The sequence below is a fragment of the Achromobacter piechaudii NBRC 102461 genome (assembly GCF_001571245.1).
In the GTDB taxonomy this organism is placed as follows: Bacteria; Pseudomonadota; Gammaproteobacteria; order Burkholderiales; family Burkholderiaceae_B; genus Achromobacter; species Achromobacter piechaudii.
This window is the reverse complement of the sequence record NZ_BCTK01000001.1, coordinates 419,530-434,271: the sequence shown is the minus strand read 5'-3', so window position 1 is coordinate 434,271 and position 14,742 is coordinate 419,530. Positions and strand designations below refer to the sequence as shown.

Here is a 14,742-nt window from a genome sequence, read left to right as displayed (position 1 = left end):
GTGAGCGCCGGACTTTTCATCACCACGCGAACCAGGAGACAACATGAATAAACTGTTCTGCGCGGCTGCCGCCGCGGGCGCCGTTCTACTTGCGGGGCCGGCGGCGCAGGCCGCCGGCTACCCGGAAAAGCCGGTCACCATGATCGTGCCTTTCGTGCCGGGCGGTTCGTCCGACATCACGGCGCGTTCGGTTACGCCGGCGCTGTCCAAGATTCTGGGGCAGACCTTCGTGGTCGAGAACAAGCCCGGCGCCAACAGCGCCATCGGCGCCCAGGCGCTGGCCCGCAGCACGCCCGACGGCTACACGATGATGGTGGGCTCGATCGGCACCTTCGCCATCAACGAGGCGCTGTACAAAAATCTGTCCTACAACCCCAGCAAGGATTTCTCGTACCTGACGCAGGCCGTGCGCAATCCCAATGTGCTGGTCGCCGCGCCCAGCTTCCCCGCCGCCACGGTGGCCGAACTGGTGGCTTACGCGAAGAAGAATCCGGGCAGCGTGTCGTATGCGTCGTCCGGCACGGGTTCGTCCGATCACCTGTCGGCGGTACTGTTCCGCCAACGCACGGACAGCACCGGCGTGGACGTGCCCTACAAGGGCGGCGGCGCGGCCATCGCGGACCTGATCGGCGGACAGGTCAACGTGTCGTTCCAGAACCTGGGCGCGGTGCAGAACCACATCAAGGCAGGCAAGCTCAAGGCGCTGGCCATCACGGGCGACACGCGCGCGCCCGACCTGCCCAACGTGCCCACGCTTGCCGAGGCCGGCATCAAGGACATGGTGGTGTATTCATGGCAGGGGTTTGCCGTGCCCAAGGGCACGCCGCCGGCGGTGGTCGAACAGCTGTCCAAGGCCTTGCAGACCGCGCTGCGCGACCCCAAGACCGAGCAGACGCTGCAAGGGCTGGGCTTCGAAGTCGTCGCCAATACGCCGCAGCAGTTCACGGCCTTCCAGCAAGGTGAGGTCAAGCGCTGGAAAGACGTCATCCAGAAGGCGAACATCCAGCTGGAGTAAGCCGCGCCCTGCTGCGATACGGGGATGCCTGCGGGCATCCCCTTAAGCGGCCTTCAAGGCCGAATCAAGTAGCATGGCCGTTTCGCCACCCTACCGTACGACAACATGACCACAAAGCATCGCATCATCCAGGTCGGCTCGCTGGCCGGCTCCCCTTCCGCCAACAAGAATCTTGCAGACCGCTATGACGTGGTGGAGCTTTGGAAATTTCCCGACCGCAAGGCCGCGCTGGCCGAACATGGCAAGGGCATCACCGCCGTGGTCACGTCGGCCAATTTCGGCGCGGACGCCGACCTGATCAATGCGCTGCCCGACCTTAAAGCCATTTGCAGCTGGGGCGTGGGCTACGAGACCATCGACGTGCAAGCCGCCAAGCAGCGCGGGGTGCAGGTAAGCAACACGCCCGACGTGCTGACCGACTGCGTGGCGGACCTGGCCTGGGGCCTTCTGATCGCGGGCGCGCGCCGCATGGGCCAGGGCGAACGCTTCGTGCGCGCCGGCCAGTGGGGCCAGGTGCACGGCAGCATCCCGCTGGGCCAACGCGTCAGCGGCAAGAAGCTGGGCATCGTCGGCCTGGGACGCATCGGCGAAGCCATCGCCAAACGCGGCACGGGCTTTGACATGGACGTGCGTTATCACAACCGCAGAAAGCGCGACGACATCGCTTATGGCTATGAAGCGTCGCTGGTGGACCTGGCCGCCTGGGCCGACTTCCTGGTGGTGGCAACAGTGGGCGGGCCCAGCACACGCCATCTGGTCAATCAGGCCGTGCTGGAAGCGTTGGGCCCCAAGGGCATCATCGTCAACATCGCGCGCGGTCCGGTCATCGACGAAGCCGCGCTGGTCGCGGCGCTGGAATCGGGCAAGCTGGGATGCGCTGCACTCGACGTGTTCGAACATGAGCCCAAGGTGCCGCAGGCGCTCATGACCAGCGACAATGCCGTGGTCCTGCCGCACATCGGCAGCGCCACGCTGGAAACGCGCCTGGCCATGGAAAACCTGATGCTGGACAACCTGAGGGCGTACTTCGATACGGGCACCGTGATCACGCCCGTGGAATAAGCACGGGCTGCACGCGAGCGTAAACCGCCGTCGCGCAGAAACGAAAAAGCCTCTCGGCGCCCATACCGAGAGGCTTTCGACTTTCCAGCCACTAGAGGCCGGCAGTCTTCCTGCAAAGGAACTATCTAAGGCTTTTCAGCCGACTGCTACTTCGCCGGCGTCGTGGCGCCGGAATGGTCCATCTTTGATGCCGTGCCTGATTTCGCGGCCGCCGGTTTGGCGGACGTCTTGTCAGACTTGTGATGCTTGTGCTGCGCGTGGGTCTTGGTATCACCCGCCTTGGTCGTGGCATCGGCGCCCGCTGCGAACGCCGAAGGCGCAGCAGCAAGACCGAGGCACAAGGCCGAGGTGGATAAGAACGCAGCGATACGGGAGTGGGTCGTCATTACATGAACTCCTGAATGTGCAAGGCCGAAGCCTAACCGACACGGGGCGGCAACATCGCCGCTTACCCCGTACTCCGTTTGAAGATCATGCATGCCGAAGGTTCAACGCGGAACCAGAAAATTTCGGCTGCTAACGGTTGGAAATATGGCTTGGAAACATGCCTAGGATTCGAACGCGAGCAGCGCGACGGTGGCGAACAGCATCAGCGCGAAGCTTGCTCTCAGCTTGCGTTCAGGCAGCTTGTACGCAAGCCGCACGCCGACTGGCACGAACAGCAAGCTGCCGATAGCCAGGGGCACGCCCACCATCCAGTCGGCCTGTCCGGCCCAGCCATAGGTGATCAGCGCGATGGTCGAACCGGGTATCACCATGCTCAAGGCCAATGCCTGAGCCGTGGTCTGCGATAAACGAAACACCGTGGTGATGATGGGCACGGCCAGCACCGCCCCGCCCACGCCGAAGAAGCCGCCCAAGGTGCCGCACAGCATGCCCAGCACGCTGGCGCGGCGCGGCGTGAACGCAGGCGCGGCCGGCTTCTCGGCGTGCTTCTCGGCGTGCTTCTCGGCGTGCTTCTCGGCGTGCTTGCCGGATGCCGGCTGCGGGTGCTGATCGCCCGACTTGCGGCGCGCCGCGAGTCGGCCTGCGCGCCAGGTCTGCCAGACGTAGAACACAGCGATAAAAAACAGGAACACCGCGAAGCTTCGACGCAGCACGCTGGAATCGATGCCCAGCGCCAGGCGCGCGCCGACCCATGTGAACACCACCGCGCCGGCGGCTCCGGCAGCGGCCACGCGCTTGTCGATGCGCGTTTGCTGGTTGTATTTGCGCACCGCCATGGTGATGGCGGGCAGCACCATGATCAGCGCGGTGCCCTGCGCGAGCTGCTGCGACATACCCATCAACAGCACCAGCGCGGGAATGGCGATAAGCCCGCCCCCGATGCCCAACACGCCGCCCATGAAACCAATCAGGCTACCCGCGGCCAGGCACGCGGCGATCACTAACAGACTCACGTCTTGCTCCAACAGCCCCGTCTTGTCGAGGGGCGAAAACAGCGCTTCAGCGCAACTTGTCCAACGCGGCGTCAAGCCGGTCCACTGCCCAGATCTCCAGCCCTTCGATGGGCTGGCGCGGCGCATTGGCCTTGGGAATGAGGGCAATCGAAAAGCCCAGCTTGGCGGCTTCGCGCAGACGTTCCTGGCCGCGCGGCGCGGGGCGGATCTCGCCTGCCAGACCGACTTCGCCGAAGGCGATCAGGCCGCGTGGCAGCGGCTTGTCGCGCAATGACGACATGATGGCAAGCAGCACGGGCAAGTCGGCCGCGGGTTCGGTGATACGCACACCGCCCACCGCGTTGACGAACACATCCTGATCGAATGTGGTGACGCCGGCATGCCGATGCAGCACGGCCAGCAGCATGGCCAGCCGGTTGCCTTCAAGACCCACCGTCAGGCGACGCGGGTTGGGCGCATGCGAGCTGTCCACCAATGCCTGGATTTCAACCAGCAGCGGACGCGTGCCTTCCTGCGTGGCCATCACGCAGGAACCCGCCACCTGCTGTTCGTGCTGCGACAGGAACAAGGCCGACGGGTTGGCCACGCCGCGCAGGCCACGGTCTGTCATGGCGAAGACGCCCAGCTCGTTGACGGCGCCGAAGCGGTTCTTGAACGCACGCACCAGCCGGAACGACGAATGCGTGTCGCCTTCGAAATACAGCACCGTATCGACGATGTGTTCCAGCACGCGCGGACCGGCCAGCGCACCGTCTTTGGTGACGTGGCCGATCATGACGATCGCGATGCCGGTCTGCTTGGCCAGGCGCGTCAACTGCGCCGCGCACTCGCGCACCTGCGATACGGAACCGGGCGCGGCGCTGAGTTCTCCGCTGTACAGGGTCTGGATGGAATCGATGACGGCCACGGTGGGCTTCTGTTCGGACACGGCCGCCTGGATTGCCTCAAGCCGGATCTCGGCCAGCAGGTTGACGTTGCCGGTTTGCAGATCAAGACGGCGCGCGCGCAAGGCCACCTGCTCGGCCGATTCCTCGCCCGTGACATACAGCACGCTGGTGGTTTCCGACAGGGAAGCCAAGGCCTGCAACAGCAGTGTGGACTTGCCGATGCCTGGGTCGCCGCCGATCAGCACCACGGCGCCGGCCACCAGGCCACCGCCCAGGACGCGGTCGAATTCGTCCAGCCCGGTCGGCTGGCGCGGGGTTTCACGGGCCTCGATTTCAGACAGGCTGCGCACGGGGCTGGCCGAGGCCAGCGGCGCGTAGCGATGCGCGGCAGCGGTGGGATTGGAGGATTCCACCGTCTCTTCCAGCGTGTTCCAGGCGTTGCAATGCGGGCATTTACCCTGCCACTTGGGGGTGGTGCCGCCGCACTCGGCGCACACATATACGGTTCGGGATTTAGCCATGCGCGAAAGTGTACCGGCAAGCGCAAGATTTCAATCAGCTTTCAATAACGGGGCCGGGACCAAAATATCATCTTTAAAGCCCAAGAAATTACCGCCGCAATCTTGCAAATCGCGCATAATCGACCAGTGCAGCGCATTGTCGAACCGCCCATCCAGGACGGCATACCCGGCGCCGAACGCCCGTCAGGGCGCAGCAACGGGGATCGCGGCGCATTCGCCCTGCGGCCTTTCTACCCTGGCCGCATAAACCGGAACACGACCCCAGCCACGACGAGACCGCCGGACCACCGGCGCGGCGCCCAGCAAAGGTCAAACGCGTAGGCGCCCTGCCACCGGACGCCGCCGCGAGGAGTACGCGCATGAGCATTACCTATCGGCCCCCATTCGATGAAGACGATGAGCGGGATCTGCGCGCTCTGTACCGCAAGCCCAGGCCGGGCAGCAGTCCCGAACTTGACGCAGCGGTGCGTCGCACCTGGCATCCTGGCCACAGCTGGCACCCCGGTTGGGCCGCCGCGGCCTGCGCCGCGATGGTTGCCGGCCTGTTCGCCTGGACCGACATGCGCGAAGCCGCCGACATGCAAGAGACCAATGCCCCGCTGACCGCTACCCGTGACAGCAGCGCCGATCGTACGCCGGCCCCCGTCGCATTGACGGACGCGCTGGCGACCCGCCAGCCCGCTCCCGTGGCGCAACGCGTCGCCGCGCCTCAGACCGACGCCACCGTTACACCTACTGCCCCTTCCGCTCCGGTAACCGCCGCCGTCGTCACACAAGACGCACAAGTCCAGGCCGCGCCGGCAGGCGTCGCCCAGGAAGGCGACGCCGCCGCCACGCAGGTCATGGCGTTCAGCGATGCCGACATCGAGGCGCGCGTCGCACACATCCGCCAGCTGGTGCAGGATGACCAGCAAGCCGATGCCGTCCAGGCTTTGCGCGAGCTGCAACAGGGCGCGCCCGACCTGACGCTGCCTGACGACTTGCAGGAATTGGCCGACCAGAATCCGGCCTGAGCGCCCCCGCGCAGGCTGGCCCGGCGCGGTTACCGCTCTGCCCAAAGCGCCGCCCGTACCGCCCCCCAGGCGTTGCGGGCGGCGGTGTTGCGCGCATGACGCACTGAAATTTGTGGTCAAAAAGTGGGCGGCTTCTTGCTAACATAGCCGCCATGAGTCCGAGCTTCCACCACCGCAATCTTCCCCACCTGCTGCTATACGCGCGTGAAACCCTGATGGCGCATTTCCGCCCCGTGCTGCACGCGGCTGGCGTCACCGAACAACAATGGCGCGTGTTGCGCACCCTGAGTGAATCGGGCGCGATGGAACCGAACCAGATCGCCCGCAGTTGCCAGATCCTCAGCCCGAGCCTGACGCGCATGCTGGCTGGCATGGAAGAACAAGGCCTGATCAAGCGCGTGCGCTCCAGCGCCGACCAGCGCCGCCAGGAAATTTCCCTGACCCCCAAAAGCCACAAACTGATCGACCGCATGCGCCCGCATGTGGATGCGAAGTACCAGGAAATCGAGGCGAAGATCGGCAAGGAACTGCTCGACCGCCTGTATCAGGACGTCGACACCATGGTCGAGCTCATCCGCCGCGATCCCGCCGCGCCAGCCGAATCGCGCGACGCGTCCGACACGTAGGCCTTCAGTCCGGCACGGGAAAGATGGCGTTGATCTGCCCCGTGCCCGAGCTGGTGAAGTAGTCTGTCACGATCTCGACCGGCTTGTCGTAGCCGTCCCAGCCCAACAGGCCCAGCAACATGGCGGTGTCATGCATCCCGCCCTCGCCCACGCACAGGTCGGCGTATTCGGGCAGCATGGCGCAGAAACTCTTCCAATCGCCCTGGCGCCAAAGTTCGACGACCCGCAGGTCCACCTGCCGGAAAAATTCGCGGCTGATCTGGTGCATGGCGGCTTCGGGACTGTTGTTGTCATTGAAGCGATGCGACAGCGACCCGCTGGCCAGCACGGCCACGCGGCCCTCGTAACCGTCGATGGCCTGGCGCAGCGCCGCGCCGAAGCGCCGGCTCTCGTCCAGGCTATGCCAGGCGCACCAGGCCGCCACCGACACCACCTTGAAGCGGGCATCGCCGTTCATGTAGCGCATGGGCACGAGCGTGCCGTATTCCAGTTCCAGGCTGTCGATTTCGTGGCTGCGCGTACCCACGCCCGCCGCATTGGCGCATTCGGCGATACGGCGGCCCAGATCGGGATTGCCTTCGTAGGCGTAGTGCATGTCCTTGATGAAATGCGGCAGTTCGTTGCTGGTGTAGCAACCTTTGAAGGCGCGGTTGGCATTGACGTGATACCCCGCGTTCACCAGCCAATGCACGTCCAGCACCACGATCGTGTCCACGTCCAGCTCGCGGCAACGCTGGCCGATCACGCGATGGCCCTGGATGGCGGCTTCGCGGCAGCCGTGATGCTTGCCGGGTAGCTCCGACAGATACATCGACGGCACGTGGGTCACCTTGGCGGCCAGTGCAAGCTTGCCCATGATGGTTGTCTCCTTGATGCGTTCACACGCCCCACTTGGGGATGTGGTGGCTGCCCATCGACACGCAGACGTTTTTGATTTCAGCGAACACTTCGTAGCTGTATTCGCCACCCTCGCGCCCGGTGCCCGATTCCTTGGTGCCGCCGAAGGGCTGGCGCAGGTCGCGCACGTTCTGGCTGTTGATGAATACCATGCCCGCTTCGATGTCGCGTGCCAAGCGGTGCGCGCGGCCGATATCGTTCGTCCAGATGTAGGAGGCCAGGCCGTACTTGACGTCGTTGGCCAGGGCCAGGCCTTCGGCCTCGTCCTTGAAGGGGATCAGGCAGGCGACCGGGCCGAAGATTTCTTCCTGCGCGCAGCGCATGCGGTTGTCCACGTCGGCCAATACCGTGGGCCGCACGAAGTTTCCGTTCGCCAGATGCGCCGGCAAGCCGGCCGGCTTGTCGGCGCCGCCCGCCAGGATACGCGCCCCTTCCTGTTCGGCCAGCTGGATGTAGCCGGTGACCTTTTCCCAATGCTGGCGCGTGATCATCGCGCCGACGTGGGTGGCCTCGTCGGTGGGGTCGCCCACCACCAGACGCTGCGCGCGCTCGGCGAACTTGCGCACGAAGTCGTCGTAGATGGTTTGCTGGACAAAGATGCGCGAACCCGCCGTGCAGCGTTCGCCGTTCAGCGAAAAAATCGTGAACAGGGCCGCGTCCAGCGCGCGCTCGACGTCGGCATCGTCGAAGATCAGCACGGGCGATTTTCCGCCCAGCTCCATCGAGTATTTCTTGATGCCCCCGGCGCTGGCCAGGATCTTCTTGCCGGTGACCGTGCCGCCCGTGAACGAGATGGCGCGCACGCCTGGGTGGCGCACCAGCGCATCGCCCGCCTGCGCGCCGTAGCCCTGCACCACGTTGAGCACGCCGGCCGGAATGCCGGCCTCAAGCGCCAGTCTGCCCAACTGGTCGGCCGTCAATGGTGACAGTTCTGACATTTTCAGCACGGCGGTGTTGCCCAGCGCCAGGCAGGGGGCGGTCTTCCAGGTGGCGGTCATGAACGGCACGTTCCAGGGCGAGACCAGCGCGCACACGCCCACCGGCTGGTACAGCGTGTAGTTCAGCATCTGATCGTCCACGGGATACGTGTGCCCGTTCATGCGCGTGCAGACTTCGGCGAAGAAGTTGAAGTTCTCGGAAGCGCGCGGGATCAGTTGCTTGCGCGTCTGTGAAATGGGCAGGCCGGTGTCCTGCGTTTCGAGTTCGGCCAGCAGCGGCACGTTGGCGTCGATGAGTTCGCCCAGCCGGCGCATCAGGCGCGCGCGTTCCTTGGCGGGGGTGTTGGCCCATTTGGGAAAAGCTTCGGCCGCCGCCGCCACGGCCGCGTCGATTTCTTTCTGGCCACCCGCCGCGACCTCGTCGATGGCTGCTCCCGTGGCGGGGTTGTAGGTGACGAAGCGGTCGGCGCTATCGACCTGCTGGCCGTTGATCCAATGCTTGATGCTCACGTGCGGCTCCTGGCTCTTTGACGCGGCTTGCGTTGTGCCGCTGCTTTTTAATTAACACGTTAACTTTAGGCCGCGCTTGTGGCGATGTCAACGGCGAGATGCGTCCATCGTGACGCGCTTTCGATCCATTGCCGCCGATTCACTTTCCCGTTATTCTAATTAACATGCTAACAATTAGGGTGCAGGCACCATGCCCCATATCTGGATTGAGTACTCGGGCAACCTCGCCCTTGATACCCGTGCGCTGATGCGCGTCGTGCAAGACGCCGCCGTCGGCGACGGCAGCTTGTTTCCGCTGGCGGGCGCGCGCACGCGGGCGATGCGTGTCGACGATTGCCTGATCGTGGACGGCCACCCCGACAACGCCTTCGTCCACGTCGTGCTGCGCATCGGCCACGGCCGCAGCGATGCGCAAAAGGCCGCGCTGGGCGAGCGCGTGTTCCAGGCGCTCGATACCGCGCTGGCGCCGTACATGGCCACGCGGCCCTTGGGCATTTCGATGCAGATCGAAGAAGCCGACCCGGTGCTGAACTACAAGCACAACAACTACCGCGACTACCTTGCCCAGCGTGCCGCCGAGGCCAAGGCCGCCCTGGCGCGCCCTCCCCGCACCGTCGTGGGCGTGGCGCTCAACACACGCCAGTCGCTCGCCGCGCTGGGCGACGCCGTCAATGCCCCGCCCTACAAGGCCGCGCCCAAGGCGCCCGTGCTGTACATCAAACCGGCCAATACCTATGCGCGCGACGGCAACACCATCACGCTGCCCGCCGACGTGCACGAGGTGCAGGTCGGCGCCTGCCTGGGCGTGGTGTTCGCACGCCGCGCGACGCGCGTCAGCGTCGCCGATGCGCTGAACCACGTGGCGGGCTATCGCGTGGTGGCCGACTTGTCCGTGCCGCATGACAGCTACTTCCGCCCCGCCCTCAAGCAACAGTGCCGCGATGGCTTCTGCCCGATCAGCGACACGTTGGCACCTGCCTTGCCAAGCTTGGACCCGGACGCACTCGACATCGAAGTGCGGGTGGACGGCATCGTGGCGCAGCGCGCCAGCACCGCCGACCTGATCCGCCCCGTAGCGCGCCTGATCGCCGACGTGACCCAGTTCATGAGCTTCGAGGCGGGCGACATCCTGCTGGTGGGCGCGCCCCACGACGCGCCGCGCGTGCGCGCCGGGCAACGCTACGAGATCCACATCCAGCAGGTGGGCACGCTGGCCAACACGCTGGCCGCCGCGTCCTGAGGAAACCGCCATGAAACACGCACGCATTGTTTACGGAGGCGTCGTCCACCGCGTCACGGAAGCAGACAACGCACCGGGCCACGTACTGCTGCCGGACGGGCGCGTCCTGGCTGAAGAGGCCGTGACGTGGTTGCCGCCCATCGAACCGCGCACCACGTTCACGCTGGCCATCAACTACGCGGACCACGCCAAGGAGCTTGCCTTCAAGGCGCCCGACGAGCCACTGGGCTTTCTGAAAGCCGCAAACACGTTCGTGGGGCATCGCGCACGCACGCTGCGCCCGCTTGACGTCGCCTTCATGCATTACGAATGCGAATTGGCCGTGGTCATCGGCAAGACCGCGCGCGGCGTTTCGCGCGACGACGCCTACGACTACGTGGCGGGCTACACGGTCGCCAACGACTACGCGCTGCGCGACTACCTGGAGAACTGGTATCGCCCCAACCTGCGCGTGAAAAGCCGCGACACCTGCACGCCGCTCGGCCCCTGGCTGGTGGACCGCGACGACGTCCCCGACCCCATGAACCTGAACCTGCGCACCTCGGTCAACGGCGTGCAGACGCAAAGCGGCAACACGCGCGACATGGTGTTCGACGTACCCGCGCTGATCGAATATTTCAGCAGCTTCATGACGCTTGCCCCGGGCGACCTGATCCTGACCGGCACGCCGGACGGCATCGTCAACGTCATGCCGGGCGACGAAGTCGTGACCGAAATCGAAGGCATCGGCAGGCTGGTCAACACCTTGGCTCCCTTCCCGTCCTAACTCCCACTACCGGACCATTCATGCTAGACACCCAGACCGTACGCAGCCTTGCCGCGCGCCTGCACGAGGCCGAACGCACGCGTACGCAGATTCGCCAGATATCGCTGGACCATCCCGACATCGACATCACGGACGCGTATGCCATCCAGCGCGCCTGGATGGACATCAAGCTGGCCGAGGGCCGCACCAAGCGCGGCCACAAGATCGGCCTGACGTCCCGCGCGATGCAGCTGTCTTCCCAGATCGACGAGCCCGATTTCGGCATGCTGCTGGACGACATGTTCTTCGAGGACGGCGGCGCCATTCCCGCCGGCCGCTTCATTCTTCCGCGCCTGGAAGTCGAGCTGGCCTTCGTGCTGGGCAAGCGGCTGCAAGGCCCCAACGTGACGTTGTTCCAGGTGTATGACGCGGTCGAATACGTCATCCCCGCGCTGGAGATCATCGATGCCCGCTCGCACGGCATCGACCCGGACACCAAGCGGCCGCGCAAGGTCTTCGACACCATCGCCGACAACGCCGCGAACGCGGGCGTGGTGATGGGCGGACGGCCCGTGAAGATCGGCGATACCGACCTGCGCTGGGCCGGCGCGATCCTGTCGCGCAACGCCGTGATCGAGGAAACCGGCGTGGCCGCGGGCGTCTTGAATCACCCGGCCAATGGCGTAGTATGGCTGGCTAACAAGCTGGCCGCCCACGACGTGGCGCTGGAAGCGGGCGAGATCATTCTGTCGGGCTCATTCACCCGCCCCGTGGCCGCCCGGCCCGGAGACACCTTCCACGTCGATTACGGCGCGCTGGGTTCCGTCAACTGTCATTTCAACTAAACACGGCACGCCGTCCATGGACATCCTGACCAATACCTTCAAGCAAGCCTTGCGCGACCGCAAACCCCAGATCGGCCTGTGGGCCGGACTGGCCAGCGCCTACACATCGGAAATCATCGCGGGGGCCGGCTTCGACTGGCTGCTGATCGACGGCGAACATGCGCCCAACACCTTGCAGACCACGTTGTCGCAATTGCAGTCGGTGGCCGCCTATCCGGTGGCGCCCGTGGTGCGTCCCGCCTGGAATGACCCGGTGCAGATCAAGCAGATCCTGGACACTGGCGCGCAGACCTTGCTGGTGCCGATGATCCAGTCCGCCGACGAAGCGCGCGCCGCTGTGGCGGCCGTGCGCTATCCGCCTGCCGGGATCCGTGGCGTGGGCAGCGCGCTGGCGCGTTCGTCGCGCTGGAACCGCATCCCCAATTACCTGGAACGCGCCAACGACCAGATGTGCGTGCTGGTGCAGATCGAAACGCCCGCGGGCATCGATGCGCTGGACGATATCCTGGCGGTGGACGGCGTGGATGGCGCCTTCATCGGCCCGGCCGACCTGTCGGCGGGCATGGGCTATCTGGGTCAGCCGGACCACCCCGAAGTGCTGGCGACCATCGATCAGGCCATCGCGCGCATCGTGCGCTCGGGCAAGGCGGCTGGCATCCTGCACGGCGGCGTGACGCAAGCCAAGCACTACCTGTCGCTGGGCGCGACGTTCGTGGCAGTCGGCGTGGACGCGGTGCTGCTGGCGCGCGCGGCGGAAAAACTGGCCGGCGAATTCAAGGATGTGCGTCCGGTGGCGACGGGCAAAGGCCCCTACTGAACCCGCACTCTTCGCAGCAATAAAAAGCGCACCGTGTGGTGCGCTTTTTCGTTGGGTCGGATCGCGGGGTTGAATTCGGCCAAGAGGGGATGCGCGGGTCGGATCGCAAGGTCCGATTCGGCCATTGAGTCGGATCCTCGTGGTCGGGCCACGCAGTTCGACTCGCCCCCAGGATCCGATCAGGAACGGCCAGCTACGCTGCCGCCTCCGTCAACCCCCAGCACCTGCCCGGTGATGAAACCGGCGTCGTCCGACAACAGGAAAGCAATGGCGGCGGCCACTTCGGCCGGGGTGCCCAGGCGCTTCATCGGCACCGAAGCCAGCGCCCGCTTTTCGCCTTCGCTGCCCGCAGGACGGGTGGCGCGGAACATTTCCGTTTCGATCGGGCCCGGTGCCACCGCGTTTGCGGTCACGCCGTATTCGGCCAGCTCCAGCGCCCAGGTGCGCGTGCAGCCCACCAGCGCGCTCTTGGCGGCCGAGTAAGCCGTGCGGTCCAGGCCGCCATGAATGGCGCGGCTGACCACGTTCACGATGCGGCCGGCGCGGCGTACCTTCATGGATTCGATGAACGCCTGGGTCACCTGCACAGCCACCCGCACATTCAGGTCCAGCACGTTGTACAGCGTGGCCAGATCGATCTCGCCCAGCGGCTGCGGCGAGGCGATGCCCACGTTGTTGACCACCGCATCCACGGGAAACTTGTCGCGGATTTCGCGCAGGACTTCTTCGGTGCGACCAGCGTCGGCCAGGTCACAGGCGTACAGGTAGCCGGGAAAATCTACGTCGGTGGTGTTGCGCGCGATGCCAACCACATGACAGCCCATGTCGGACAGACGCTGCGTCAGCGCCCAGCCGATGCCTTTGGTGGCGCCCGTAATGAGCACGCATTTGTCCTTCATGGAATGAAACCTCGTCGTCAGATTGCTGGGTCAAAAACGGGCGCTTGGGCGCCCGGTTTTCCAAGTAGACACCATCCTGGGATGGCTGTCTTGTAAATTGCGTAGCAATTTCTGCCCACTGGACACCCGGCGAAAATCCGGCCCGGCCGGGCGGGCAAGCCGCGATGGGCGGGTTCAGGCGTCGCGGCTGACCGGTACGCGCGGCGCCAGGGCGCAGAGCAATTCATAGCCGATGGTGCCGGCAGACTGCGCCACGTCGTCCACCGAGGGGCCGTCCTCGCCCCAGAGCACCACGGGCGTGCCGACGCCAGCAGCGGGAATCGGGTCCAGGTCGACGATCAGCATGTCCATCGACACGCGGCCGACCAGCTGTGTGCGGATACCAGCCACGACGACCGGCGTGCCGGTGGTGGCGTGGCGCGGGTAGCCGTCGGCGTATCCGCAGGCGACGATGCCGATCCGCATGGCGCGTTCGGCGCGGAAGATGGCGCCGTAGCCGACGGAATCGCCCGCCTTGAGTTCCTGCACGGCGATGATCTCGGAACTGAGCGTCATGGCCGGCTTCAAGCCGAAGGATGCGGCTTGCGCGTCGGCAAAGGGCGACGCGCCGTACAGGCAGATGCCCGGGCGCACCCAGTGCGTCTGCGTGGGCGAGCTGACGGCGATGTCGGCGAATCGCAGCGTGGCGGCCGAGTTGCAGACGCTGATCGTGCCCGGCAACTTATGCGTCACCGAATTGAACAGGGCCAATTGCTCGGTCACGCCCTGGGGACCATCGGCGCACGCGAAGTGCGTCATCTTGCCCACTGAGCCCAGGGTGCCCTGCTGTTGCAGCAACATGGCGCGTTCAAAGGCGGCGGGGTAGGACGCGGGGCTGAATCCCAGGCGGTTCATGCCGCTGTTCAGCTTGAGCATGATGTCCACGCGGCGCGAGAAGCGGGCGCGCGCGAGCATGTCCAGCTGCTCGCGGTTGTGTACCGTGGTGCTCAGGTGGTAGCGGTCGATCAGGTCCAGGTCGGCCGGCTTGAAGAACCCTTCCAACAGCAGGATCGGACCGCCCCAGCCCGCCTCGCGGCAGCGCACGGCCTCGTCCAGATCCAGCATCGCCAGGCCCTGCGCCTTGGAAAACCCCGTCACGGCCTGTTCGATGCCATGCCCATACGCGTTGGCCTTGATGACCGCCCAGATGGAGGGCGGCAGCCCGCCCACGGCGGCGGCAGTCTGTTCGAGGTGGCGGCGCACGGTGGCAAGATTGTGCGCAAGAGCGGATACGGAAACGGTGGCGGATATGGGACGCGGCATGGTGTGAGATCCTGTGGCGCTTAAG

15 protein-coding genes are annotated in these 14,742 nt (G+C 65.5%); 8 read left to right on the top strand and 7 right to left on the bottom strand.

The features are described 5' to 3' along the window. Window positions 1–43 precede the first annotated feature (43 nt). On the top strand, window positions 44–1,015 hold the full coding sequence (locus API01S_RS02115; protein WP_061302921.1) for a Bug family tripartite tricarboxylate transporter substrate binding protein: 972 nt from the start codon (window positions 44–46) through the stop codon (window positions 1,013–1,015). Between the two features lie 105 nt (window positions 1,016–1,120). Further along, window positions 1,121–2,077 carry a 2-hydroxyacid dehydrogenase gene (locus API01S_RS02110; RefSeq protein ID WP_006220308.1) on the top strand — a complete coding sequence of 319 codons (957 nt, stop codon included), beginning with the start codon at window positions 1,121–1,123 and terminating at the stop codon, window positions 2,075–2,077. Window positions 2,078–2,223: 146 nt separating this feature from the next. Here the strand turns inward: API01S_RS02110 and API01S_RS02105 are convergent, their stop codons facing one another. The 3 genes from API01S_RS02105 to radA all read right to left on the bottom strand — a co-directional run bounded on the left by API01S_RS02105 (window position 2,224) and on the right by radA (window position 4,885). After that, a complete protein-coding gene (locus API01S_RS02105; RefSeq protein ID WP_050730069.1) occupies window positions 2,224–2,463 on the bottom strand; it encodes a hypothetical protein in 240 nt (79 codons plus the stop codon). A 162-nt stretch (window positions 2,464–2,625) separates the two neighbouring features. Beyond that, window positions 2,626–3,477, bottom strand: coding sequence for a sulfite exporter TauE/SafE family protein (locus API01S_RS02100; protein ID WP_061303814.1), 852 nt, complete (start codon window positions 3,475–3,477; stop codon window positions 2,626–2,628). A gap of 46 nt (window positions 3,478–3,523) precedes the next feature. Then, the gene (gene radA / locus API01S_RS02095; protein WP_006220311.1) at window positions 3,524–4,885 is read right to left on the bottom strand and encodes a DNA repair protein RadA; all 1,362 of its coding nucleotides are present in this window, start codon (window positions 4,883–4,885) and stop codon (window positions 3,524–3,526) included. A 359-nt stretch (window positions 4,886–5,244) separates the two neighbouring features. Between radA and API01S_RS02090 the strand changes: the two genes are divergently transcribed. Both API01S_RS02090 and hpaR read left to right on the top strand, forming a co-directional pair. Further along, window positions 5,245–5,898 (top strand): RodZ family helix-turn-helix domain-containing protein, encoded by a 654-nt coding sequence (locus tag API01S_RS02090; protein ID WP_061302919.1) that lies wholly within the window; start codon window positions 5,245–5,247, stop codon window positions 5,896–5,898. A 152-nt stretch (window positions 5,899–6,050) separates the two neighbouring features. Next, window positions 6,051–6,524, top strand: coding sequence for a homoprotocatechuate degradation operon regulator HpaR (gene hpaR / locus API01S_RS02085; protein ID WP_061302917.1), 474 nt, complete (start codon window positions 6,051–6,053; stop codon window positions 6,522–6,524). Between the two features lie 4 nt (window positions 6,525–6,528). On the opposite strand, the gene hpaD is transcribed toward hpaR, so the two are convergent. Then, a complete protein-coding gene (gene hpaD, locus API01S_RS02080) occupies window positions 6,529–7,380 on the bottom strand; it encodes a 3,4-dihydroxyphenylacetate 2,3-dioxygenase (RefSeq protein WP_061302915.1) in 852 nt (283 codons plus the stop codon). 22 nt (window positions 7,381–7,402) lie between these two features. Further along, window positions 7,403–8,869 carry a 5-carboxymethyl-2-hydroxymuconate semialdehyde dehydrogenase gene (gene hpaE, locus API01S_RS02075; RefSeq protein WP_061302913.1) on the bottom strand — a complete coding sequence of 489 codons (1,467 nt, stop codon included), beginning with the start codon at window positions 8,867–8,869 and terminating at the stop codon, window positions 7,403–7,405. A gap of 190 nt (window positions 8,870–9,059) precedes the next feature. On the opposite strand from hpaE, the gene API01S_RS02070 reads away from it, so the two are divergent. The 4 genes from API01S_RS02070 to hpaI are packed head-to-tail and all read left to right on the top strand — an operon-like array spanning window position 9,060 to window position 12,516. Further along, the gene (locus tag API01S_RS02070) at window positions 9,060–10,109 is read left to right on the top strand and encodes a fumarylacetoacetate hydrolase family protein (protein ID WP_061302912.1); all 1,050 of its coding nucleotides are present in this window, start codon (window positions 9,060–9,062) and stop codon (window positions 10,107–10,109) included. Window positions 10,110–10,119: 10 nt separating this feature from the next. Continuing rightward, a complete protein-coding gene (locus API01S_RS02065; RefSeq protein WP_061302910.1) occupies window positions 10,120–10,875 on the top strand; it encodes a fumarylacetoacetate hydrolase family protein in 756 nt (251 codons plus the stop codon). A 20-nt stretch (window positions 10,876–10,895) separates the two neighbouring features. Then, entirely contained in the window at window positions 10,896–11,699 is an 804-nt protein-coding gene (hpaH, locus tag API01S_RS02060; protein WP_006220316.1) for a 2-oxo-hept-4-ene-1,7-dioate hydratase, read from the top strand. 16 nt (window positions 11,700–11,715) lie between these two features. Beyond that, window positions 11,716–12,516, top strand: a complete 801-nt coding sequence (gene hpaI, locus API01S_RS02055; RefSeq protein ID WP_006220317.1) for a 4-hydroxy-2-oxoheptanedioate aldolase — start codon at window positions 11,716–11,718, stop codon at window positions 12,514–12,516. Window positions 12,517–12,695: 179 nt separating this feature from the next. Here the strand turns inward: hpaI and API01S_RS02050 are convergent, their stop codons facing one another. Then, window positions 12,696–13,415 (bottom strand): SDR family oxidoreductase, encoded by a 720-nt coding sequence (locus API01S_RS02050; protein WP_006220318.1) that lies wholly within the window; start codon window positions 13,413–13,415, stop codon window positions 12,696–12,698. A gap of 174 nt (window positions 13,416–13,589) precedes the next feature. Beyond that, a complete protein-coding gene (gene alr, locus API01S_RS02045; protein ID WP_061302908.1) occupies window positions 13,590–14,717 on the bottom strand; it encodes an alanine racemase in 1,128 nt (375 codons plus the stop codon). Window positions 14,718–14,742 lie beyond the last annotated feature (25 nt).